The organism is Streptomyces sp. NPDC037401, from assembly GCF_055602345.1.
Window position 1 is genome coordinate 89,668 of sequence record NZ_JBVJWO010000022.1, and the last position, 23,441, is coordinate 113,108.

Genomic DNA, 23,441 nt, shown 5'->3' on the forward strand with positions numbered 1-23,441 from the left:
GGCGCGTAACCCGATCACCGCACCAGGGGTTCCTGGGCAATATGCCCGCGCCCGACCCCTGGATGTGACGTGCCCCGGTTCAGCGTCATCGTGCCCGCGTACAAGGTCCAGGCGTACCTCCAGGAGAGTCTCGACTCCGTCCTGTCCCAGTCGTACCCGGACCTGGAACTGATCGCCGTCGACGACTGCTCCCCGGACGCCTGCGGTTCGATCATCGACGACTACGCGGCGCGCGATCCGCGCGTGACGGCCGTCCACCTGCCGCACAACGCCGGTCTGGGCCCGGCCCGCAACGCCGGGCTGGCCCGGGCCACCGGCGACTACGTGCTGTTCCTCGACAGCGACGACGCCCTCGCCCCCGGCGCCCTCCAGGCCATCGACGACCGTCTCAAGGCGACCGGCGGGCCCGACGTCCTCGTGTACGACTACGCGCGGACGTACTGGACCGGCGAGTTCATCCGCAACCAGCTCGCGCACCGGCTCCACGAGGACGGCCCGGCGACCTTCCGCGTCGAGGACCGGCCCGCCCTGCTCGGCGTGCTGATGGTGGTCTGGAACAAGGCGTACCGGCGGGAGTTCATCGAGCGCGAGGCCTTCGCCTTCCCGCCCGGGTACTACGAGGACACCCCGTGGACCGCGCCGGTGCTGCTGACCGCCGAGTCCATCGCGGTCCTGGACCGGGTGTGCGTCCACTACCGGCAGCGCCGCACCGGCTCGATCATGACCACGACCACGCGCCGCCACTTCGACATCTTCAACCAGTACGACCGGCTCTTCGCCTTCCTCGACGCGCGGCCCGCGCTCGACCGGTGGCGGCCGCTGCTCTACCGGCGGATGGCCGACCACCACACCCGGCTCTTCTCCTCCCGGGGCCGGCTGCCGCGCGGCTCCCGCGCCGAGTACTTCCGCCGCGCCCGCGCCCAGCTGCGCCGCTACCGGGTCCGCGGCGCCGCCCCGGCGCCGGTCGCCCGGCTCCGGCACGCGCTGATGCGGCTGGGCACGCCCCGCTCGTACCGCGCGGTCGCCGCCGTACGGGCGGCCGCGCTGGGCCTCGGGCGGCGCCTGCGGTCCCTCGGGCGCGCCCTGCGCGCGGGCCTGCTGCTCCTGCACTACCGGTTCCAGCGGCGGCTGCCGCTCCGCTCCGAGCTGGCCGTCTTCAGCGCGTACTGGCACGGCGGCTACGCCTGCAACCCGGCGGCCATCGAGGAGAAGGTGCGCGAGCTGGCGCCGCGGGTGCGCACGGCCTGGATCTGCGGCCCCGAGCACGACGCGACCCTGCCGGCGGGCACGGCCCGGCTGCGGCCGGGCTCGCGCGCCTACTGGACCGCGCTGGCACGGGCCAGGTACCTGGTCACCAACGTCAACTTCGACCGCGGACTGGTCAAGCGGCGGGGCCAGATCCTGGTGCAGACCCAGCACGGCACGCCGCTCAAGCGGGTCGGCCTCGACCTGCTGGACCGCCCGGCGGCCACCCCGACGGCCGACTTCGCGTCCCTGCTGCGGGGCGCCGACCAGTGGGACTATCTGCTCTCCGCCAACCGCCACTCCACGCTGGTGTGGGAGAAGGCGCTGCCGTCCGGGTACACGACGCTGGAGTACGGCTACCCGCGCAACGACGTGTTCCAGCGGGCCGGCGCCGCCGAGGTGCTGGAGCTGCGCGAGCGGCTGGGCATCGCGCCCGGCACCACGGCGATCCTGTACGCGCCCACCCACCGCGACTACCGGCGCAGCTGCCCCGACCACCTGGACTTCGAGCGGGTGCTGCGCGATCTGGGGCCGCGCTTCACGATCCTGGCCCGGGCGCACCTCACGTACGGCAGCGGGCCGTTGAGCCGTGACGCCCACCCGCGGCTCGTCGACGTCTCCGCGCACCCGTCGGTGGAGGAGCTCTGCCTGGCGTCGGACGCGCTGGTGACGGACTACTCCTCGCTGATGTTCGACTACGCGTCCCTGGACCGGCCGATCGTGATCCACGCGGACGACTGGGAGGCCTACGAGGCGGCCCGCGGCACGTACTTCGACCTGCGGTCCGCTCCCCCGGGGGCGATCGCCCGGACCGAGGACGAGCTCGTCGACATCTTCGCGACGGGCCACTGGAAGGGTTCGCGGTCCGCGCAGCTGCGGTCGGCGTTCCGCGCGCGGTTCTGCCAGTACGACGACGGGTTCGCGGCGGAGCGGGTGGTGCGCCGGGTGTTCCTGGGGCAGAAGGCCGGGCTGCCGGCCTTCGTCCCGCTGGAGGAGCGCCGGCCGGCTCCGGCCGCGCCGGCGGCTGCGGTGACCGCGCCGTCCCAGCAGCGGCGCGGCCTGCGCGGCTTCGACCGGCTGACGCACGACTGAGCGGTCACCGCCGGATCGTGCGGCGGCCGGGTCAGGTGCGCGGTGCGCCGAGGCCCGCGACGACCGAGCGGGCCAGGTCGTCGAGGTAGCCCGCCGGGAGCTCGCCGCGGACGACGACCAGGCGCCAGTACAGCGGCCCGATCGCCAGGTCGAGGGCCCGCTCGGGATCGGTGTCCGCGGGCAGCTCGCCGCGGGCCGCGGCGGCCCGTACGACCTCGCCGGCGATCTCCGTCTCGCTGCGCAGCAGGACGTCCCGGACCGCCTCGGCGATGTCCGGGTTGCGGGCGGCCTCGACCAGCAGGTCCGGGATGACCTGGGAGGCCAGCGGGTGGCGCAGCAGCTGGGCCATGACCTCCAGCAGCGCGCGGACGTCGCCGTACAGCGATCCCGTGGCGGGCGCGGGCAGCCCCTGGGCGGCGAAGGCGGAGACCAGGTCCAGGACGAGGTGGAGCTTGGAGCGCCAGCGCCGGTAGACGGCGGTCTTGCCGACGCCCGCGCGGCGGGCGATCGCCTCGATCGACATCCGGGAGAACCCGACGGCCGCCAGCTCCTCGAAGACGGCCGCGCGGATCGCCTCGGTAACGTCCTCGCGCAGTACGGCGGCGCCTGCGGGGGCGCGCCGCGGACCGGGCGGGGTGGCAGGGGTGGTGGTCATGGCCCGAGCATACCGGGCGCTTACGTTACGACGATACGGTTGCGTTCCGGCGTCAGAACGGCCTAGTCTGCACGCGACGACGGTACGGACCCGTCCCATCGTTCCGTCGTCCCCGTCGCGGCTCCCCCTGCGACCGCCCCGTGCCCCCGTCGAAAGCGACCCGAGTGAGCGTGACGACCGCACCCCCGCCCGCGAGCGCCCCCGCCCCGTCCCGACCGGGACCGGCATCCGAGGAGGCGGCCCGCCTGGCCGCGGCCCACGGCCTGCGCGTCAGCGGAGCCCGGCCGTCCCTGGCGGCGTACACCCGCGAGCTGTGGGGCAGACGGCAGTTCATCACCACCTTCGCCAACGCCCGGATGAGCGCGACGTACAGCACCGCCCGGCTCGGCCAGGTGTGGCACCTGATGACCCCGCTGCTCAACGCGGCCGTCTACTACTTCATCTTCGGGGTCATCCTCAACCAGACCCACAACACGCCCCAGTTCATCCCGTACCTGGTCATCGGCGTATTCGTCTGGGACTTCTTCAGCAGCGCCTTCAACTCCGGCACCCGGGCGGTCTCCGGCAACCTCGGCCTGGTCCGGGCCCTGCAGTTCCCGCGCGCCTCGCTGCCCCTGTCCACCGTCGTCCAGCTCTTCCAGCAGCTGCTGGTCACGATGGGCGCCCTGGCGCTGATCCTGATCGCCTTCGGGCAGCCGCCGCGGGCGTCCTGGCTGCTGGTCCTCCCCACCCTGCTGCTGCTCGCCGTCTTCTGCGCGGGCTGCGCGATGGCCATGGCCCGCATCGGCAGCAAGACCCCGGACGTCAGCCAGCTGATGCCGTTCGTCCTGCGGACCTGGATGTACTTCTCCGGCGTGATGTGGAACATCGGCACGACCCTGCAGAGCCACCACGTGCCCCACGCGGTGATGCTGGCGTTCCAGTGGAACCCGGCCGCCCTCTACATCGACCTGATGCGCTTCGCGCTCCTCGACGGCTACCACGCCCACCAGCTCCCCCACCACGCCTGGCTCCTGGGCGCGGGCTGGGCCCTGCTGGCCGGCATCGGCGGATTCGTCTACTTCTGGAAGGCAGAGGAGGCCTACGGCCGTGGCTGACACCGGCACGACCCACCGCGTACCCACCGTCATCGCCGACGACGTCCACGTCGTCTACAAGGTCCAGGGCTCGGCCGGTGGCCGCGGCAGCGCCACCTCCGCCCTGAGCCGGATCTTCTCCCGCAAGTCCACCCCCGGCGTCCGCGAGGTGCACGCCGTCAAGGGCGTCAGCTTCACGGCGTACAAGGGCGAGGCCATCGGACTCATCGGCTCCAACGGCTCGGGCAAGTCCACCCTGCTCAAGGCCATCGCCGGCCTGCTCCCGGCCGCCTCGGGCCGGGTCTACACGGACGGCCAGCCCTCCCTGCTCGGTGTCAACGCCGCCCTGATGAACGACCTGACCGGCGAGCGGAACGTCCTCCTCGGCGGCCTCGCGATGGGCATGTCCAAGCAGCAGGTCCGCGACCGCTACCAGGACATCGTCGACTTCTCCGGGATCAACGAAAAGGGCGACTTCATCTCGCTGCCGATGCGGACCTACTCCTCCGGCATGGCGGCCCGGCTGCGCTTCTCGATCGCCGCCGCGAAGAACCACGAGGTGCTGATGATCGACGAGGCGCTGGCGACCGGCGACGCCCGCTTCCAGCGCCACAGCCGGCAGCGCATCGAGGAGCTCCGCAAGGAGGCCGGCACGGTCTTCCTGGTCAGCCACGGCATCGGCACCATCCGGGAGACCTGCGACCGCGCGATCTGGCTGGAGTCCGGCGTCCTGCGGATGGACGGGCCCACCGCGGAGGTCTGCGACGCGTACGAGGCCTTCGGCGGGAAGTGACCCGCAGCGCTCCCGCGCACGCCGGAGGGCCCGGACCGCACGGTCCGGGCCCTCCTCGTGCCGTACGGCCCTGCTAGCTGTGCGTGCGCAGCAGCGTCCGCATCGTGCGCATCGCCACCGAGAGGTTCGCCAGGTCGAAGTCGTCCGACCCCTGGATCTCCTCCAGCGTGGTCCGCGCGCGGCCGATGATGGCGGCGTTCTTGTCCTCCCAGGCCTTGAAGCGCTGCTCGGGAGTCGAGGTGCCGTTGCCCACGGACAGGACCTCGGCGGTCAGGCCCGCGTGCGCGGCGAACAGGTCCTCGCGGATCGAGGCACGGGCCATCGACTGCCAGCGGTCGGCCCGCGGCAGCTCGATGATCCGGTCCATCAGCTGCGTGATGTCCAGCCGGTCCGCGAGGTCGTAGTACACCTCGGCGACGTCCAGCGCGTCCTTGCCCGTGCGGTCCGCGATCGCGACGATGTCGAGCGCCGGGAAGGCGGAGGAGAAGCCGGCCACCTTGGCCGCCAGCTCGTCCGGCACGCCCGCCTCGGTCAGCTCGTCCAGGACCAGCTGGTACCACTCGAGGTCCGCGCCGCGCACCAGCTTGTGCAGCTCGGCCCAGACCTGGGCGACCCGCTCGCTGAAGAAGTCGATGGTCTCGGTGATCTCCAGCGGCTGCGGGCGGTTGTTGAGCAGCCAGCGGGTGCCGCGCTCGACGAGCCGCCGCGAGTGCAGCCGGATCCGGGTCTGGACGTCGGCCGCGACCTCGTTGTCCAGGGCCTCGACCGCGTCCCACACCGGGGCCAGGTCGAAGATCTCGCGGGCCGCGAGCTGCGCGCGCACGATCTCCTCGAGCGAGGCGCCCGTCTCCTCGCGGAGGCGGTGCAGCAGCGTGGAGCCGCCGGTGTTGACCGCGTCGTTGACGAGGACGGTGGTGATGATCTCGCGGCGCAGCGCGTGCGAGTCGATCTGGTCGGGGAACCGCTCGCGCAGGGCCTGCGGGAAGTACGCGAGCAGCAGGCGCCGCAGGTACGGGTCGTCCGGCAGGCCGGTCGCGATCAGCTCGTCCGCGGCGGTGATCTTCGTGTAGGCGAAGAGCACCGCGAGCTCGGGCTGGGTCAGGCCCTTGCCGGTGTTGAGCAGTTCGCGGATCTGGCGGTCGTTGGGCAGGAACTCCAGCGCGCGGTCGAGCTGGCCGTCGCGGCCCAGGCGGCGCATGAAGCGCTGCTGGGCGTGGAGCAGGCTGGCGGACTGGGCGATGCCGTTGCCCAGGGCGGTGTTCTGCGCGTAGTTGTTGCGCAGGACCAGCCGGCCGACCTCGTCGGTCATCTCGGCGAGGAGCTTGTTGCGCTGCTTGACCGTCATGTCGCCGTCCGCGACGACGGAGTTGAGCAGGATCTTGATGTTCACCTCGTGGTCCGAGGTGTCCACGCCCGCACTGTTGTCGATGGCGTCGGTGTTGACCTTGCCGTCGTGGCGCGCGAACTCGATGCGGCCCAGCTGGGTCAGGCCCAGGTTGCCGCCCTCGCCCACGACCTTGACGCGCAGGTCGGCGCCGTCGACGCGGATGGCGTCGTTGGCCTTGTCGCCCACGTCGGCGTGGGACTCGCTGCCGGCCTTGACGTAGGTGCCGATGCCGCCGTTCCACAGCAGGTCGACCGGCGCCTTGAGGATGGCCTGCATCAGCTCGGCCGGGGTCATCTTGGCGATGCCGGCCTCGATGCCCAGGGCCGCCCGCATCTGCGCGTTGACCGGGATGGCCTTCGCGGTACGGGGGTGGATGCCGCCGCCCGCGGACAGCAGCTCGGTGTTGTAGTCGGCCCACGAGGAGCGCGGCAGCTCGAACAGGCGGCGGCGCTCGGCGTAGGAGACGGCCGCGTCCGGCGTCGGGTCGATGAAGATGTGCCGGTGGTCGAAGGCGGCGACCAGGCGGATGTGCTCGGAGAGCAGCATGCCGTTGCCGAAGACGTCGCCGGACATGTCGCCGACGCCGACGACCGTGAAGTCCTCGGTCTGGGTGTCGTGGCCCAGCTCGCGGAAGTGCCGCTTGACGGACTCCCAGGCGCCGCGGGCCGTGATGCCCATGCCCTTGTGGTCGTAGCCGGCCGAGCCGCCGGAGGCGAAGGCGTCGCCGAGCCAGAAGCCGTACGAGTCCGCCACGCCGTTGGCGATGTCGGAGAAGGTCGCGGTGCCCTTGTCGGCGGCGACGACGAGGTAGGTGTCGTCCTCGTCGTGGCGGACCACGTCCTTCGGCGGCACGACCTCTCCGCCGACCATGTTGTCGGTGATGTCGAGCAGCGCCGAGATGAAGATCTTGTACGAGGCGATGCCCTCGGCCAGCCAGGCGTCGCGGTCCACCGACGGGTCGGGCAGGTTCTTGGCGACGAAGCCGCCCTTGGCGCCGACCGGCACGATGACGGTGTTCTTGACCATCTGCGCCTTGACCAGGCCGAGGATCTCCGTACGGAAGTCCTCGCGCCGGTCGGACCAGCGCAGGCCGCCGCGGGCGACCTTGCCGAAGCGCAGGTGGACGCCCTCGACGCGCGGCGAGTAGACCCAGATCTCGAAGGCAGGGCGGGGCGCCGGCAGGTCCGGGATGGCCTGCGGGTCGAACTTCATCGAGACGTACGAGTGCAGCTGCCCGTCACCGGTCGTCTGGAAGAAATTGGTGCGCAGCGTCGCCTTGATGAGGGTGAGGAAGGCCCGCAGGATGCGGTCCTCGTCCAGCGAGGCGACCTGGTCCAGGGCCCCGTCCAGCTCCTCCAGCATGGCGTCGATCAGCTCGGTGCCCGCGGCCTGGCGGCTGGGGGACATCTTCGCCTCGAAGAGCGAGACCAGCAGCCGGGTGGTGTGGACGTTGTTGCGGAGGGTGTCCTCCATGTAGTCCTGGCTGAAGGTGGAGCCGGCCTGGCGCAGGTACTTCGCGTAGGCGCGCAGCACCACGGCCTGGCGCCAGGTCAGCCCGGCGCCGAGGACCAGGCTGTTGAAGTTGTCGTTCTCCGCCTCGCCCTTCCAGACGGCCGCGAAGGCGTCCTGGAAGCGCTCGCGGGCCCCGTCGCCGAGGTCGCCGTTGGACGTTCCGGCGGGCATCCGCAGGCCGAAGTCGTAGATCCAGGCGGGTGTGCGGTCGGTGCTGCGCAGCTCGTACGGGCGCTCGTCGGTGACCTCGACGCCGAGGCGCTGGAGCACGGGCAGCACGGCGGACAGGGAGACCTGCTCGCCCTGGCGGTAGATCTTGAAGCGGCGCTCGCCGGGGCCCGCGCTGACGGGCTCGTACAGCGAGAGCGCGAAGTCCCGGTCGCTGGCCTTCAGCTTCTCCATGTGGACCAGGTCGGCGACCGCGGCACGCGGGGAGTGGTCGGACTTGTAGCCCTCGGAGAAGGCGCTGCCGTAGCACCGCAGCAGCTCGGCGGCGCGCTCCTCGCCGAGCTCGGCGACCAGGGCCTCCTGGAAGCCGTCGGCCCAGGAACGGGCGGCCTCGACGAGGCGGGCCTCCAGGCGCTCGACGTCGCTGTCGGTGAGGACGGACAGCTCCGTGCCCTGCGGGACGCGGATGACGAAGTGGATCCGGGAGAGGATCGACTCGGTGTTCCAGGCGGTGAAGTCGACGCTGGTGCCGCCGAGCTCCTCGCGGAGGATGTCCATCAGGCGCAGCCGGACGCCGGTGGTGAAGCGGTCGCGCGGCAGGTAGACGAGGGCGGAGTAGTAGCGGCCGTACTCGTCCTGGCGCAGGTACAGGCGCAGCCGGCGGCGCTCCTGGAGGTACAGCACCGAGGTGACGATGGCGCGCAGCTGGTCTACCGGGGTCTGGAACAGCTCGTCGCGCGGGTACGTCTCCATGATCTGCATCAGATCGCGGCCGTCGTGGCTGTTCGGCGAGAAACCGGCGCCCTCGACGACCTCGGCGACCTTGCGGCGGATGACGGGGACGCGGCGCACCGACTCCGTGTACGCGGCGGAGGAGAACAGGCCGAGGAAGCGGCGCTCGCCGACGACGTTGCCCTCGGCGTCGAACTTCTTGACGCCGACGTAGTCGAGGTAGCTGGGGCGGTGCACGGTCGCGCGGCTGTTGGCCTTGGTCAGGACGAGCAGCTTGTGCTCGCGGGCCTTGGCGCGGGCGTCGGCGGGGAGCCGGTTGAAGGACGGCGAGACGGGGTGGCCGTGGTGGCCGTCGTCCTTGCCGCTGTGCTGCGGGTCGGAGCGCAGGATGCCGAGACCGGTGCCCGGGACGGCCGCGAGGGCGTCGCCGTCGACCAGGTTGTACTCGCGGTAGCCGAGGAAGGTGAAGTGGTCGTCGGCGAGCCAGCGCAGCAGCTCGCGGGCCTCTTCGAGCTCGTACTCGCGCAGGTCGGGGGCGGTGTGCTCGTCGGGCAGGCCGTCGGCGATGCGCAGCGCGGCGTCGCGCATCTTCTCCCAGTCCTCGACGGCCTCGCGCACGTCGGACAGGACGCGCAGCAGATCGGCGTTGATCTGCTTGAGGTCGGCCTTGTCGGTCTCGCGGTCGATCTCGACGTGGATCCAGGACTCGACGAGGGAGTCGTGGGGGCGCTCGGTGCGGGGGCCGTGCGCGTCGCAGTCGGAGCCGAGGATCTCGATCAGCTTGCCGGTGACGTCGCGGCGGACGACGACCTGGGGGTGGATCACGACGTGGATGCCACGGCCCTGGCGGGAGAGTTCGTTCGTCACCGAGTCGACGAGGAACGGCATGTCGTCCGTGACCACCTCGACGACCGAGTGGCTGGAGGTCCAGCCGTTCTCCTCGACCGTGGGGGTGTGGACGCGCACGTTCGCGGTTCCCTGCGGGCGGTGCTCGGCCAGCCGGTAGTGCGAGAGCGCGGCGCCGAACACGTCGACCGGGTCCCGGTCGCCGAGGTCCTCGGGCGCGGTGTGCAGGTAGTAGCGCTGGAGGTAGGAGAGCACGGTGTCCTGGTCGGGACGCTCCGCCTGCTCGGACCCAGTCGGAAGTAGCCCCCCGGCCGGGCTGTTCTCAGCTACCCGGGCCGCCCGTGCGAGCAGCTCGGCCTTTGCTTCGTCCAGCTTGGTCTGCATGTCCTCATGGCTCCTGTCGCGCGCCGTTGCGTGACGTAGGTGAAGGATTGATCGACGTAGCGCCGCGACGCAGGGTGTCCGTCTCCGGGCCCGACGCTATGCCGTAAAAGGAAAACGCCGGAACAGAATCAGCCAAGATCGACTTCCTCGGCTGCCGGTTCCGGCGAAGGGGACCAGCGACAGCCCGGGCGCGGAGACGCGCCGGGCGCAGGCCGGGGGCTTCGGCGCCCCCGATGAATATCGCGCTGATCACGGGTCCAGGCTATCCCCACCTCCCCCCGGCACGTCATGAGCTGTATGTGTACAAAACCAGGGGGGGAACTTTGACACTCTGGACAGCGACGCGGGCCGCGAAGAGTCTCGAGTGACTATTGAGCCAGTTCTCGTGCGGTGTGAACCGCCTCCGCGAGGGTGTCCACGACGGGCACACCCGCCGCCTCCAGGCTGCTGCGGCTGTGTGAACCACCGGTGTACAGGACCGCCCGTGCGCCCACGTGCGCGGCCGCCAGGGCATCGTCGACCGCATCCCCGATCAGGACCGTACGGGCCGCCACGACCCCCTCCAGGGCCTGGAGATGGCGTACGAGGTGGCCCGCCTTGGAGGTGTGCGAGGGGCCGGTCCGGCCGTCCACGCGCAGGAAGTGCCGGTCGATGCCGTGGGAGCGCACCAGCGGAAGCAGCCGCTCGTGCGGTGCCAGCGACAGCAGCGACTGGGTACGCCCCTCCGCCTGCCAGCCGCTGAGCAGTTCACGGGCGCCCTCGGCGAGCCCGGTGTGCTCGGCGAACGCCCAGTAGTGCCGGTGGAACGCCTCGTCCATGACGACCCACTCGGCGTCGGTGGGCAGCCGGCCCATGAGGCGCTCGTAGAAGCGGGGCACGGGGACGCAGTACAGGTCGCGGTAGCGCTCCAGCGTGATCGGCTCGAAGCCGAGCTCCGCGAACGACGCGTTCGTCGCGTCGATCACGGCGTGGATGTCGTGCAGCAGCGTGCCGTTCCAGTCCCACACGATGTGCGGTTCGTGCGGTTCGTGCGTTCCCTTGCGAATCCCCATACGAGGACGGTACCCGGCCGGTCAGCGGATCAGGTGGGGGATTTCCTGCACCCCGAACCAGAGCAGCTCGTGCTCCTCGGCCGCCTCCACGACCGCCTGCGCGTCGTCGTCACCCCCGTCGGCGGCCGCCACTGCTGCGGCCGCGGCGGCGACGTCGGCCACTGCCTCGGTGTCGTCGGCGTCGGCGTGCACGGCGCCCGCGGAGGTCAGCCGGATCGCGCCCTCGACGGTGACCTGGCCGAGAGTCGCCTCGTCGGTCACGGCGACGGCGGCGGCGGCCGCGTCCGGGATGTCGGCGGCGACGACCACACGGCGGCGGGCGGCGGCGGGCTCGCCGGCGAGGAGCCGCAGGGAGGCCACGGCCGCCCGGCCGAGGGCCGCGTACTCCAGCTCCTCGATGTCGTCCGAGACGTACCACTCGCGCAGGGCGGGGGTCACGGCGTAGGCGCACAGCGGGGCCGGGCCGAGCTCGCCCGCCTTGTGCGCCTCGGCGAGGCCGGTGAGGGTCAGGGGGACGTACACGCGCATGGCCGGCCGCTTTCCGTAGTCGGGAACGGACTCAGGATACGGCTGCCGGTCCCCCTTCGGGCTGTTGCCCCCGTACGGGCCCCCGTCCACCGCGCTACCGGCCGGTGGCCCTCTGACCAGCGCCGGAGCCGCCGACCTCACTCTGATAGGTGAACTCCGCCCGGCGCCCGGCGACCCCGGACGGCCGATTGCGCCGGGCTCCGCCGTGCCCGTACAAGATCCCCGACCAAGTTACCGCCCGGTACATCAAGGGGATCCATGAACAGGACCCGGCCTTCCGGACGCCACGACCAGCGCCGCCCGCCTGCGTACCCGCGCGTCCCGCGCCAGATCAAGCCGCACTACTGGTTCGCGGAACGGCTCCTGGCCGTCCTGAGCGGCCGGCGCCCGGTCCACTGGATGCTGGGCCACACCATCGGCGACGCCTACGAACAGCTCGTCGCGCTGGCCCCCGGAGCCCCGCTCCGCTCACCGGACCGCCTGAGCCCGCTGATCCGCCACTGCGGCCTCTCCCACCCCACCCAGGGCGTCATCGAGGCCTTCGCCCGCATCGGCACGGGCGACCGCGTCAGCGCCATGGCCTTCCGCCTCGAACAGGGCCCCGACCTCCGCTGGCGCTGCGCCGCAGTAGAAATCGCCCCCCGCCCCTGCCCGGACTAGTCCCGCCGTGTCCCCCCAGCAATCTCAGCCCCGCGGGCGACCCCGAGCAACCTCAGCCCCGCCGGCGACCCCGAGCAATCTCAGCCCCGCCGGCGTTTGAGGCGCGGGGTCCGGGGCGGAGCCCCGGGAGGGGTGCCGGGCGCAGCCCGTGCACCCGGCGGGTCCGGGGCGCAGCCCCGGGCGGTCCGCGTCGCCACGCGGTTTCGGGAAGGGGCGGGGTGGGGAAAGCCACCCCGCCCCACCCCAGCGGAGCGAAACGGCGGGGCCCGCCACCCCACCAGGGTGACGGGCCCCGCCCAGCCTCTCGGCTCAAAGACGCGCAAGCGGCGTTACTTCTTCCGCCGCCGCCCCCCGGCAGCCTTCTGCGCCTTACGACGCTCCGCCCGCGTCATCCCGTCACCCTCCGGCACGGTGTCGCCGAAGTCGCCCTCGACGACCCCGCCCTCCCCGTCCACCGTGGGAGCGGAGAAGTGCAGCCGGTCCGGCCGCTGCGGCGCGTCCAGGCCCTTGGCACGGATCTCCGGGCGGGAGTCCTGCGCCGGCACCGAGTCGGCGACCGGAACTTCCTCGACCTGCTGCTCGACCTGGACCTCCAGGTTGAACAGGTAGCCGACGGACTCCTCCTTGATGCCGTCCATCATGGCGTTGAACATGTCGAAGCCCTCGCGCTGGTACTCGACCAGCGGGTCCTTCTGCGCCATGGCACGGAGGCCGATGCCCTCCTGCAGGTAGTCCATCTCGTACAGGTGCTCGCGCCACTTGCGGTCCAGCACCGACAGAACCACGCGCCGCTCCAGCTCGCGCATGATGTCGGAGCCGAGCTGCTTCTCCCGCGCGTCGTACTGCTCGTGGATGTCGTCCTTGACGGTCTCCGCGATGAACTCGGCAGTGATGCCGGCGCGGTCGCCCGCCGCCTCCTCCAGCTCGTCGACGGTCGCCTTCACCGGGTAGAGCTGCTTGAACGCGGTCCACAGCCGGTCCAGGTCCCACTCCTCAGCGAAGCCCTCGACGGTCTCCGCCTGGATGTAGGCGTCGATGGTGTCGTCCATGAAGTGGCGGACCTGCTCCTGGAGGTCCTCGCCCTCCAGGACGCGGCGCCGCTCGCCGTAGATGACCTCACGCTGGCGGTTGAGGACCTCGTCGTACTTCAGGACGTTCTTACGCGTCTCGAAGTTCTGGGTCTCGACCTGCGACTGGGCGGACGCGATGGCCCGCGTGACCATCTTGTTCTCGATCGGGACGTCGTCGGGGACGTTCGCCATCGCCATCACGCGCTCGACCATCTGCGCCTTGAACAGGCGCATCAGGTCGTCGCCCAGGGACAGGTAGAAGCGGGACTCGCCCGGGTCGCCCTGACGGCCGGAACGGCCGCGGAGCTGGTTGTCGATACGGCGCGACTCGTGGCGCTCGGTGCCCAGGACGTACAGGCCGCCGAGCTCCTTGACCTCTTCGAACTCGGCCTTCACGGCCGCCTCGGCCTTGTGGAGCGCCTCGGGCAGGGCGTGCGCCCACTCCTCGATGTGCTCCTCCGGGTCGAGGCCGCGCTGACGCAGCTCCGCCTCGGCGAGGTCGTCGGGGTTGCCGCCGAGCTTGATGTCGGTACCGCGGCCGGCCATGTTCGTGGCGACCGTGACCGAACCGCGGCGGCCGGCCTGGGCGACGATCGAGGCCTCGCGGTCGTGCTGCTTCGCGTTCAGCACCTCGTGCGGGATGCCGCGCTTGGAGAGCTGCTGCGAGAGGTACTCGGACTTCTCGACCGAGGTGGTGCCGACCAGGATCGGCTGGCCCTTCTCGTGCTTCTCCGCGATGTCGTCGACGACGGCGGCGAACTTCGCGACCTCGGTGCGGTAGATCAGGTCCGGCTGGTCCTTGCGGACCATGTCGCGGTTGGTCGGGATCGGGACGACGCCGAGCTTGTAGATCTGGTGGAACTCCGCGGCCTCGGTCATGGCCGTACCGGTCATGCCCGACAGCTTCGAGTACAGGCGGAAGAAGTTCTGCAGGGTGATCGTGGCGAGGGTCTGGTTCTCGTCCTTGATGTCCACCCCTTCCTTCGCCTCGATCGCCTGGTGCATGCCCTCGTTGTAGCGGCGGCCGGCGAGGATACGGCCGGTGTGCTCGTCGACGATCATGACTTCGCCGTCGATGACGACGTAGTCCTTGTCCTTCTTGAACAGTTCCTTCGCCTTGATGGCGTTGTTCAGGTAACCGACGAGCGGGGTGTTCACCGACTCGTAGAGGTTGTCGATGCCGAGCCAGTCCTCGACCTTGGCGACACCGGACTCGTGGATGCCGACGGTGCGCTTCTTCTCGTCGACCTCGTAGTCGCCGGTCTCCTCGATGCCCTTGAGGGGCTGGCCGGGCTCGCCCTTGGTCAGGCGGGTGACCAGCTTGGCGAAGTCGCCGTACCACTTGGTGGCCTGGTCGGCCGGGCCCGAGATGATCAGCGGGGTCCGGGCCTCGTCGACGAGGATCGAGTCGACCTCGTCGACCACGGCGAAGTTGTGGCCGCGCTGGACGAGCTCGTCCTTCGACCACGCCATGTTGTCGCGCAGGTAGTCGAAGCCGAATTCGTTGTTCGTGCCGTACGTGATGTCGCATCCGTACTGCTCGCGGCGCTGCGCCGGCGACATGTTCGCCAGGATGCAGCCGACTTCCAGGCCGAGGAACTTGTGGACCCGGCCCATCAGCTCGGAGTCTCGCTCGGCCAGGTAGTCGTTCACCGTGATGAGGTGGACGCCCTTGCCGGACAGTGCGTTCAGGTAAGCGGGCAGGGTGCCGACGAGGGTCTTGCCCTCACCGGTCTTCATCTCGGCCACGTAGCCGAGGTGCAGGGCGGCGCCGCCCATGATCTGGACGTCGTAGTGGCGCTGGCCCAGGACGCGCTTGGCGGCCTCGCGCACCGTGGCGAACGCCTCGGGCAGCAGGTCGTCCAGGCTCTCGCCGTTCTGGAAGCGCTCCTTGTATTCGTCCGTGAGCGCCCTCAACTCGGCGTCGGAGAGGTTGACGAAGTCCTCTTCGATGGAGTTGACCTGGTCCGCAATGCGGTGCAGTTTGCGCAGGATCTTGCCTTCGCCTGCACGCATGAGCTTGTTGAAGACGGACACTGGGGCTGGTCTCCTTGCCGGTCGGGCCTGAGCACTGGTTCGTACACGGGCACGGCAGGTGGGCCCCACCGCAACGGCCATCGTAAGCGAGGACGTGGTCGCGCCGGGAGGTCCGCCGTCGCCCCGGGGCACCTGGCGCCCGGAATGAGAACGTACGGGGGGCATGGAAGGTGCCGTGTCTCGCGCAGTTCTCCCGAAAAGTGTTCGCCTTCACCCCTGTCAGTGCCGGGATCTAGGGTTCGGCCATGACCACTCTGACTGCGCCGAGCGTGTCCCTGTCCGCCGACGACGCCCGCCGGATAGCCCTGCGCGCGCAGGGGTTCCTGGGAGCGCCCGACCGCCGCGGCGGGGTCCGCGGCATGCTCCGGCACTTGGGCGCGGTCCAGCTGGACACGATCTCGGTGCTGGCGCGCTCACACGAACTGGTTCCGTACGCACGCCTGGGTGCGGTCGGCCGGTCCGCCGTGGAGGCGGCCTACTGGTCCGACGCGCACGCCTTCGAGTACTGGTCCCACGCGGCGTGCATCCTGCCGATCGAAGAATGGCCGCATTTCGCCTTCAGGCGCCGGGCCCGGCATGCCCGCGGGCACCGCTGGCACGTTCTGGCGGACAAAGAGCGTTCGACGAAGGCCGTGCTGGACCGGCTGGCCGCCGACGGCCCGCTGACCTCCACGGAACTCGGCGGCGCGAAGAACGGCGGCGAGTGGTTCGAGTGGTCCGAGACCAAGATCGCGGTGGAGTGGCTGCTCGACCTCGGCGAGGTCGTCTGCACCGAGCGCCGCGGGTGGAAGCGCGTCTACGACCTCCCCGAGCGGGCCATCCCGGCGCACCTCCTGCACGACGACCTGGACGACCGCGAGTGCCTGCGCCGCCTGGTCGCGCTGGCGGGCCAGTCGCTGGGCGTCGGCACCCGGGCCGACCTCGCGGACTACCACCGGCTCAAGGGCGAGCAGGTCGACGCGGTGATCGCCGACTCCGGCCTGGTGCCGGTCGAGGTGGAGGGCTGGCCGAAGGCCGCCTGGGCCGACCCGGAGGCGCTGGCCTCGGCGCCGCGCGGGCGGCACCGCACTACCCTGCTGTCGCCGTTCGACTCCCTGATCTGGGACCGGGCCCGCACCGAGCGGGTCTTCGGTTTCGCGCACCGCCTGGAGGCGTACGTCCCCAAGCCGAAGCGGATCCACGGGTACTTCGCCATGCCCCTGCTGTCGGGCGGACGGCTGCTGGGGCGGGTGGACCCCGCCCGGGAGGGCGGCACGCTCGTGGCCCGACAGGTCTCGCTGGAGTCCCCCAAGGCCGCCCTGCCGATGGCGCAGGCGCTGCGGGAGGCGGCCGAGTGGGTGGGCTGCGACGACGTCCGGATCGAGCGCGCCGCGTCCCCGGCGGAGGCGGCCGCGCTGACGAGCGAGCTCGCCGGGCTCGGCTGAGGGCCCCCGCCGGCGTCAGCGGATTTCGAGGATCTTCTCGCGCATCGCGTAGACCACGGCCTCCATCCGGGAGTGCAGTTGCAGCTTCTCCAGGATGTTGCGGACGTGGTTCTTCACGGTGTTCTCGGAGATGAAGAGCTCCTTGGCGATGTCCCGGTTGTTCATTCCGGTCGCCACCAGCTTGAGCACTTCCAGCTCCCGGTCGGTCAGCCGGGGCGCCGGCACCAGCCGGCGCTCGTCGGTGCGCTGGATCATCGACTTGAATTCGGTGAGGAGTTTCGACGCCATGGACGGGCTGATCTGCGACTGCCCGTCGGCGACGGCCCGGATGGCCGTGGCCACCTCGTCCGTGGAGATCTCCTTGAGCAGGTACCCGGTGGCACCGGCCTTGATCGCGTCGTAGAGGTCGGCTTCCTCGTCGCTGATGGTCAACATGATGATCTTCGCGGAGGGGGCCACCTCCTTGATCGAGGTGCAGGCCTCGATGCCGCCCCGCCGGGGCATGCGCACGTCCATCAGAACGATGTCGGGCAGCAGGTCCGCGGCCTTGTCCACCGCCTCCGCGCCGTCGCCCGCCTCACCGACGACCTGGATGTCCTCCTCCTGGGCGAGGACGATCTCCAGCCCCCGGCGGAAGAGGGCGTGGTCGTCCACGACGAGCACCCGGATCGGCTCGCCGCCCGGACCCGGGCGGCAGTCTGCGTCGGAGGCGTCGCTGCTCCCGTCCCGCACCGGTCCGAAACTGTCCGCCATCGTTCCTCCCCCTGAAGGCCGTGGCCCCGAAGTTCAAGTGCTGCACCAACCGGATTCCCGCGCACGCCGGTTGACTGGCCGCCATGATTCCATGCCCGAGTGACATGTCGGTGAGACTGTGGCTGCATACGGACGCCCCCGGGGGCGCACGAGGCGCTCCCGGGGGCACTCGTCAGGGTGTGCGATTTTCTCTACGAGACCGGCCGGTGGTCAGCCCCCGAGTGCTCCGCCGGCGCCCCGCGCCTCTTCCGAGGTGGACGCGCTGTCGGCATTCAGGTGAATGACGCCGTAGTCGTAGGCGTGACGCCGATAGACGACGCTGGGCTGCTTCGTGTCGGCATCGACGAACAAGTAGAAGTCGTGCCCGACCAGTTCCATCTCGTACAGCGCCTGGTCGAGCGTCATCGGTGTGGCCGAGTGGGTCTTCTCGCGGACGACGAGCGGGCCTTCGCCCTGCACCTCGAGCGAGCCGATCCTCGTGGTCGGGATCTTGTCCCCGGCCTCTTCCGGAGCGAGTTCACCGTTTCCGTTCAGGTACGCCGCGTCCGGTACGACGTCGACGACGTCGGCGGCCGAAAGCCTGCCGTTGCCGCGGCGTGTGCCGCGCTTGTCGTGCTGCTTCCGCAGTCGGGCCTCAAGCTTCTCCTGGGCCAGGTCAAGCGCCGCGTACGCGTCGGTCGCGGCGGCCTCCGCCCGGATCACCGGACCTCGCGAACGGAGGGTGATCTCCACCCGGTCGGAACGGTCGGCCTGACGCGGGTTGTGCTCCTTGGACACCTCGACGTCCAGGCTGATCACCTTGGCGTCAAGCTTCTGGATCTTCTCCAGGTTCAGCTTCTCGGCCACGTGCTTGCGGAACCGCTCGGGCACTTCGGTCTTGCGGCCCTTGACGACGATGTCCACGCAGAACTCCGTTCCCGGATTGCTCCGCCTCGCCGGCGAAGCGTCTCCCTTTCGCACCAGACCCCGGTGAGCACCGGAGCCTCGGACTTGGCGACTTCCACCTCCTCCTCCCCCATCGGCAAGATCTACACCCCACCGACTTCGGAGTCGAGAGACACCTTCTGAACGAAGATTCCGAAGAGCGCGTTCCGATACGTGGGGCCCAAGGCTCGCCATTTCCTTACAACCGAACATATCTCGCCAGGCCGGTTGTCGGCACCCGCTACTGGAACGTACCTCCGATCAGGTGTGTCTTCCCTCCTACCACCTGCAACGATGCTCGAATCCGATCAGTTCCAATTGTTTTCGAAGGAATCCGAACTCGCCGCGACGACAGCAGCATGCAGCCCTCCGAATCCCCCGTACGGCGTCCTCGGAACGGCCCCGGCAGCAGCCTGCCCGCCGCTGCCGGCACCGCCCCCGCACCCCACCGCCCGCGCCGCCTCCACCAGGGATGCACCGGTCGTCATGAGGTCGTCCACCAGGACCACGGAACGGCCCTCCAGCAGCCCCGCACCACCGGGCCGTACCTCCAGGGCCCCGGCCATGTTCGACAGCCGCTCCCGGGCCCCCAGCCCCGCCTGGTCGGCCACCGCGCGCCGCTGCCGCAGCACCCCCGCCACCCGCGCCGGAACCCCGGCCCTGCGCAGCTCCGCCGCAGCCGCCAGCGCGATCCTGCGCACCGGATCGTGCCCGCGCGCCCGCACGGCCCGGCGCGCCGAGGGAACGGGCACCAGGACGACCTCCCCCGGCCCGTGCCCCGGCGCCACGGAGCGCACCGCCCCGGCCAGCGCACACCCCAGCGCCCCCGCCAGCGCGAGCGCCCCGCGCTCCTTGTGCGCCAGCAGGACGTCCCGTACCGCGCCGCCGTATCCGGCGGCCGCATGCACCACCGGCAGTCCGGCCGGCTCCGGCCGGGGCCGCACCCGCCGCGGCCCGGACCCGTGCAGCGCCCCCAGGCACACCTCGCACAGCACGGCCCGCGGGCGGCCGCACCCGGCACAGGCCACCGGCAGCACCAGCCCGGCGAGCTCCTGCCACCACCCCCGCATGGCTCCAGTGTCGCCACCGGAAAGAAACACAGCGCCCCGCCTGTGGACAGGCGGGGCGCTGTGGACAACACGCTGCCCCGTGCGGGGCGGTCCGCGGAATCAGCCCGGATAGACCGGTGCCCGGCCGGGCACCGCGACCGTCCGCCACTGCGCGCCCTGCGGCAGCCACACGATCCCGTCCTCGTCCGAGAAGGCCACCACCGGCAGCCGCTCGTCCTCGGAGGCCGCGATCGCACTCACGCCCGTCGCTCCCGACAGGCTGCCGGACACCACGACCGACCCGTCGGCCTGCATGTACCGGGCCTGCACCAGGCCGCCGGCCTCCCGGCCGACCACCAGCAGCCGTCCGCGCGAGGCCCAGGACATCGCCGTGACCTGCTCCATCTGCGGGGCCGCGGGACGCAGTTCGCGCACGGAGACCAGGCCGTCCTCCGCCCTGCCCTCCGGCCGCTCGATCCGTCCGATGTGCAGTGTCTTTCGCTCGCCCTTGGACACCAGCAGGGCCATCCGCACGCCGTCCGAGGACACCCGCAGCGATTCGATGCGGCCGCCGTCCAGCCCGGCCACCTCGACCTTCTGCGGCTTGCCGGTCCCGCCGGGCAGCAGCCACAGCGCCGGGTCCGCGGGATTGCGGTCGGCCACCCACAGGTCGCCCAGCGCGTCCCAGCTCGGCGCCGAGAGCTTGTTCGACGCACTCTTCAGCGCGGGCTCGCCCACCGGTCCGCCGGTGGTCAGCGAGAGCACGTACAGCTCGTGACCGTTCTGGGTCACCACCGCCGCGCGCCGCTCGTCGTGCGCCACGGCGGCCGTGCCGACCTTGAGGCCGGAGCCGACGAGCTGGCCGGGCACCTGCTCGGCCGCCCGCGGCGGCTCCTCGCCATCCGCACCGTCGGCGTCGGCCGCGCTGCCGGGGTTCAACTGCATCTGGACGAGCCGGTGGTCGGTGTCGACGTAGTACTGGTGCTGCGTGGTGCCCGAGAAGCGGTTGGTCTGCGCCGAGGTCAGGTCGACCCTGCACAGCGGCGAGCCGTCGGTGCGCAGCAGCTCCACCCGGGCCACCCGCGAGGAGGTCAGGTCCCGGGCCGTGTACAGCAGTTGCGTGCCCATCTTTTCGCACTGCCGGCCGGCGACGTTCTCGGCCTTGTCGTTGAGCGGCACCTTCAGGGTGTTCTTCTCGTCGTACGTCAGCGTCCGGGTGCCCTCCTTGAGGGCCGTGCCGGTCGGGAAGCTCGACGTGACCACCGGGTCGAGCCAGGACGAGGGGCCCGCGAGCAGCGACTTCACCGTCTGCGTCATGGGGTCCATGCGCGATTCGGGGTCCTGGCGCTGGCGCACGTACACCGGGTCCGCGACGAGCATCCCCGACGCGAAGTAGTACTTGTTCACGGACTTGAAGATGCGCTGGAAGTCGGACTTGCCCAGGACCAGGCCGTCCGGCAGCACCGCGATCCGCCACTGCCCGTCCTTCTCGACGAGCTGGAGGTCGGCCTCGTACCGCCCGCTGCCCGTCTCCGGCTGGTACGCACTGCGCCCGTCGACCGTGGCGAGCCGCGTGCCCGTCAGCCGGAACTGCTTCCCCAGGGGTTCCTTCTCCGGTCCGCGGGCCGGCGGGATCTGGCGGCTGCTGAGCCCGGAGGAGAGCACGGTGATGCCCGCGCTCGGCTGCCACTTCTTCGCCGCTTCCTTCGTCAGGTACTGGCGGGCCGTGGCCAGCTGCGGGTCGTCGCTGGTCATCGCCTCCAGGAAGCCGTCGACGATCTCGAACGGCGAGGCCTTGTCCGGCGGCGGCACGGCGTAGACGCGCATCTGCGAGTCGACCCCGCGGGAGGCCTCCACCGCGCGGATCTCCCCGCTGTCGGGCATCGAGGCGCACCCGGCGAGCAGGAGCGCGCCGCAGCCCAGCGCCCCGGAGGCGCGCAGGGTCCGGTTGCCGGTACGGGGCCGGGCCCCGCCCTCGAACTCAGCGTCCACCTGCGCAGTCCTCCCCGTCCGCCCGGTCCGCACCGGACGCCTTCGTCGTCGTACCGGCCTTCGCCGCGCCAGCGGCCCCCACACCGTTGCCCTGCGCGTCGGCTGACTTCCCGTCGCCGACCGTGCCCGCCGCACCCTTCGCGTCCGCCGCTCCCGCCGCATCCCCGGCGCCCGCCGGCCTGGCCACCACCCGCGCACCGCTGCCCGGCAGCGCCGTCGGATCCGCCGGCACCGCGGCCGCGGCCACCGTGCGCGGGGGTATCGGATCCCTCCCGGCCGCACCGCGCTCGCCGCCCGGCTGGACCGGCAGGCCGCCGATCCGCCCGCCGGCCGCCGCCTGCGCCGCCTCGGCCTCCGCCTGGGCACGCGCCCGCGCGGCCCGCGAGTCCTCCGGCTCCAGCGGGATCGGGGAGCCGCGCAACGGCTCGTCCGCCGTACGGGGCAGGGTCAGGCGGAACTGCGAGCCGCCGCCCGGCTCGCCCCAGGCCTGCAGCCAGCCGCCGTGCAGCCGGGCGTCCTCGACGGCGATCGACAGCCCGAGGCCGGTACCGCCGGTCGTACGGGCCCGCGCCGGGTCCGCCCGCCAGAACCGGTTGAAGACCCGGGTCGCCTCGCCCGGCTTGAGCCCCACGCCGTAGTCGCGCACGGCGACCGCGACGGCCCCGCCGGCGGACGCCAGCCTGACCACCACGTCCCGGCCCTCGCCGTGCTCGACGGCGTTGACGACGAGATTGCGCAGCACCCGCTCGACCCGCCGGGCGTCGGCCTCGGCCACCACCGGCTGGGCGTCGCCCAGCACCCGGATCCGGGTGCCCTTGCGCTCGGCCAGCGGCTCGGCCCCGTCGATGACGCGGCGTACGACGTCCCGCAGGTCGATGGCCTCCGCCTCCAGCGCGGCCGCGCCCGCGTCGAACCGGCTGATCTCCAGCAGGTCGGCGAGCAGCGACTCGAACCGGTCCAGCTGCCCGACGAGCAGCTCGGCGGAGCGCGAGGTCACCGGGTCGAAGTCTTCCTTGGCGTCGTGGATGACGTCCGCCGCCATCCGCACGGTCGTCAGCGGCGTCCGCAGCTCGTGCGAGACGTCGGAGACGAACCGCCGCTGCATCCGGGACAGGTCCTCCAGCTGCTGGATCTTGTGCTGGAGGTTCTGGGCCATCTTGTTGAAGGCCTCGCCCAGCCGGGCGATGTCGTCCTCGCCGGTGACCTTCATCCGCTCCTGGAGCCGCCCGGCCGACAGCCGCTCGGCGATCCCCGCCGCCATCCGCACGGGCGTGACGACCTGGCGCACGACGAACCACGCGATGGCGCAGAGCAGCACGACCACGAACAGCCCGGCCGTCGCCAGGGTGGTCTTCACGAGGGTCAGCGACTCCTCCTCCTGCGTGAGCGGGAAGAGGTAGTACAGGTGGTACGGGTCGCCGTTGATGTCCGTCAGCCGCTTGCCGACGACGAGCGCGGGCTCGGCCTGCTTCCCCTCGCCCTCGCTGTAGCGGATCGACGAGAACGTCAGGTACGCGCCGCTGCCCTGGTCGACGTCGCGCCGCAGGGCGTTCGGGATGCTGGCGGCGGGGTCCACCCCGCCCGACGCGCGCGCACCGCGCACGCCGGACCCGGTGTCGCCCGTACCCGCGCCGAGGGCGACGACGCTGAACGCGCTCTGCCCGCCGCTGGACAGCGCCTCGACGAGGTCGTTCATCCACGCGGTGGCGTTGCGCCCGGTCTTGCCGTCGGCGGGTCCGCCGTCCTGGCCGTCACCGAGCGGAGGAGTGTTGGCCTTCTCCTGTGCGACCGCGAATCCGCCGCCGGCCTGGCTCAACGCGGCCTCCTCCTTCGCGGCGAGGAGGCCGTTGTTGACCTGACCGATGACGACGAAGCCGAGCAGCAGGACCACACCGAGCGACATCAGCAGCGTGCCGGCGACCACCCGCAGCTGGAGGTTGCGCCGCCACAGGCGCACGGCGGGCAGCAGGGGCCGGCGCAGCCACCGTACGAAAAGCCTCAGCACGGGGCCGCCGGGCGCTCTCTCCTGGAGCAGCCGGCCGCCCCGCAGGGTCCTGCCGGA

15 protein-coding genes are annotated in these 23,441 nt (G+C 71.5%); 5 read left to right on the forward strand and 10 right to left on the reverse strand.

The window, feature by feature from the left end; translation table 11 throughout:
- Positions 1–69 precede the first annotated feature (69 nt).
- The gene (locus tag ACZ7H1_RS23640) at positions 70–2,337 is read left to right on the forward strand and encodes a bifunctional glycosyltransferase/CDP-glycerol:glycerophosphate glycerophosphotransferase (protein ID WP_470789350.1); all 2,268 of its coding nucleotides are present in this window, start codon (positions 70–72) and stop codon (positions 2,335–2,337) included.
- 31 nt (positions 2,338–2,368) lie between these two features.
- Here the strand turns inward: ACZ7H1_RS23640 and ACZ7H1_RS23645 are convergent, their stop codons facing one another.
- A complete protein-coding gene (locus ACZ7H1_RS23645) occupies positions 2,369–2,992 on the reverse strand; it encodes a TetR/AcrR family transcriptional regulator (RefSeq protein ID WP_470789351.1) in 624 nt (207 codons plus the stop codon).
- 164 nt (positions 2,993–3,156) lie between these two features.
- Here ACZ7H1_RS23645 and ACZ7H1_RS23650 point away from each other — a divergent pair, with 164 nt between their 5' ends.
- Complete coding sequence (locus ACZ7H1_RS23650; protein WP_470789352.1) at positions 3,157–4,089, forward strand: ABC transporter permease; 933 nt, start codon at positions 3,157–3,159, stop codon at positions 4,087–4,089.
- Positions 4,082–4,861: an ABC transporter ATP-binding protein gene (locus tag ACZ7H1_RS23655; RefSeq protein WP_470789353.1), complete on the forward strand. Its 780-nt coding sequence runs from the start codon at positions 4,082–4,084 to the stop codon at positions 4,859–4,861. The genes ACZ7H1_RS23650 and ACZ7H1_RS23655 overlap by 8 nt, the downstream gene beginning before the upstream one ends.
- A gap of 73 nt (positions 4,862–4,934) precedes the next feature.
- On the opposite strand, the gene ACZ7H1_RS23660 is transcribed toward ACZ7H1_RS23655, so the two are convergent.
- The 3 genes from ACZ7H1_RS23660 to ACZ7H1_RS23670 all read right to left on the reverse strand — a co-directional run bounded on the left by ACZ7H1_RS23660 (position 4,935) and on the right by ACZ7H1_RS23670 (position 11,470).
- Positions 4,935–9,890 carry an NAD-glutamate dehydrogenase gene (locus ACZ7H1_RS23660; protein ID WP_470789354.1) on the reverse strand — a complete coding sequence of 1,652 codons (4,956 nt, stop codon included), beginning with the start codon at positions 9,888–9,890 and terminating at the stop codon, positions 4,935–4,937.
- 368 nt (positions 9,891–10,258) lie between these two features.
- On the reverse strand, positions 10,259–10,942 hold the full coding sequence (locus ACZ7H1_RS23665) for an HAD family hydrolase (RefSeq protein ID WP_470789355.1): 684 nt from the start codon (positions 10,940–10,942) through the stop codon (positions 10,259–10,261).
- Between the two features lie 21 nt (positions 10,943–10,963).
- A complete protein-coding gene (locus tag ACZ7H1_RS23670) occupies positions 10,964–11,470 on the reverse strand; it encodes a DUF6912 family protein (protein ID WP_470789356.1) in 507 nt (168 codons plus the stop codon).
- Between the two features lie 258 nt (positions 11,471–11,728).
- Between ACZ7H1_RS23670 and ACZ7H1_RS23675 the strand changes: the two genes are divergently transcribed.
- The gene (locus ACZ7H1_RS23675; protein WP_470789358.1) at positions 11,729–12,130 is read left to right on the forward strand and encodes an Rv3235 family protein; all 402 of its coding nucleotides are present in this window, start codon (positions 11,729–11,731) and stop codon (positions 12,128–12,130) included.
- A gap of 329 nt (positions 12,131–12,459) precedes the next feature.
- Here the strand turns inward: ACZ7H1_RS23675 and secA are convergent, their stop codons facing one another.
- Complete coding sequence (gene secA, locus ACZ7H1_RS23680; protein ID WP_470789359.1) at positions 12,460–15,237, reverse strand: preprotein translocase subunit SecA; 2,778 nt, start codon at positions 15,235–15,237, stop codon at positions 12,460–12,462.
- Positions 15,238–15,482: 245 nt separating this feature from the next.
- Between secA and ACZ7H1_RS23685 the strand changes: the two genes are divergently transcribed.
- Complete coding sequence (locus ACZ7H1_RS23685; protein ID WP_470789361.1) at positions 15,483–16,661, forward strand: winged helix-turn-helix domain-containing protein; 1,179 nt, start codon at positions 15,483–15,485, stop codon at positions 16,659–16,661.
- Between the two features lie 15 nt (positions 16,662–16,676).
- On the opposite strand, the gene ACZ7H1_RS23690 is transcribed toward ACZ7H1_RS23685, so the two are convergent.
- The 5 genes from ACZ7H1_RS23690 to mtrB form a co-directional block, all read right to left on the reverse strand.
- Entirely contained in the window at positions 16,677–17,414 is a 738-nt protein-coding gene (locus ACZ7H1_RS23690; RefSeq protein ID WP_470789363.1) for a response regulator, read from the reverse strand.
- Between the two features lie 210 nt (positions 17,415–17,624).
- Positions 17,625–18,317: a ribosome hibernation-promoting factor, HPF/YfiA family gene (hpf, locus tag ACZ7H1_RS23695; protein WP_470789364.1), complete on the reverse strand. Its 693-nt coding sequence runs from the start codon at positions 18,315–18,317 to the stop codon at positions 17,625–17,627.
- A gap of 329 nt (positions 18,318–18,646) precedes the next feature.
- Positions 18,647–19,408: a ComF family protein gene (locus ACZ7H1_RS23700; RefSeq protein WP_470789366.1), complete on the reverse strand. Its 762-nt coding sequence runs from the start codon at positions 19,406–19,408 to the stop codon at positions 18,647–18,649.
- A 99-nt stretch (positions 19,409–19,507) separates the two neighbouring features.
- The gene (locus tag ACZ7H1_RS23705; RefSeq protein ID WP_470789368.1) at positions 19,508–21,379 is read right to left on the reverse strand and encodes an LpqB family beta-propeller domain-containing protein; all 1,872 of its coding nucleotides are present in this window, start codon (positions 21,377–21,379) and stop codon (positions 19,508–19,510) included.
- Complete coding sequence (gene mtrB, locus ACZ7H1_RS23710; RefSeq protein WP_470789387.1) at positions 21,369–23,429, reverse strand: MtrAB system histidine kinase MtrB; 2,061 nt, start codon at positions 23,427–23,429, stop codon at positions 21,369–21,371. Before mtrB ends, ACZ7H1_RS23705 begins: the two co-directional genes overlap by 11 nt.
- Positions 23,430–23,441 lie beyond the last annotated feature (12 nt).

What these genes read in the sequence shown, in the direction of transcription:
- ACZ7H1_RS23660 (WP_470789354.1), bottom strand. Translation starts at nt 9,890, where the DNA reads ATGCAGACCAAGCTGGACGAAGCAAAGGCCGAGCTGCTCGCACGGGCG.
- ACZ7H1_RS23670 (WP_470789356.1), bottom strand. Translation starts at nt 11,470, where the DNA reads ATGCGCGTGTACGTCCCCCTGACCCTCACCGGCCTCGCCGAGGCGCAC.
- ACZ7H1_RS23690 (WP_470789363.1), bottom strand. Translation starts at nt 17,414, where the DNA reads ATGGCGGACAGTTTCGGACCGGTGCGGGACGGGAGCAGCGACGCCTCC.
- ACZ7H1_RS23675 (WP_470789358.1), top strand. Translation starts at nt 11,729, where the DNA reads ATGAACAGGACCCGGCCTTCCGGACGCCACGACCAGCGCCGCCCGCCT.
- ACZ7H1_RS23665 (WP_470789355.1), bottom strand. Translation starts at nt 10,942, where the DNA reads ATGGGGATTCGCAAGGGAACGCACGAACCGCACGAACCGCACATCGTG.
- ACZ7H1_RS23685 (WP_470789361.1), top strand. Translation starts at nt 15,483, where the DNA reads ATGACCACTCTGACTGCGCCGAGCGTGTCCCTGTCCGCCGACGACGCC.
- ACZ7H1_RS23700 (WP_470789366.1), bottom strand. Translation starts at nt 19,408, where the DNA reads ATGCGGGGGTGGTGGCAGGAGCTCGCCGGGCTGGTGCTGCCGGTGGCC.
- ACZ7H1_RS23645 (WP_470789351.1), bottom strand. Translation starts at nt 2,992, where the DNA reads ATGACCACCACCCCTGCCACCCCGCCCGGTCCGCGGCGCGCCCCCGCA.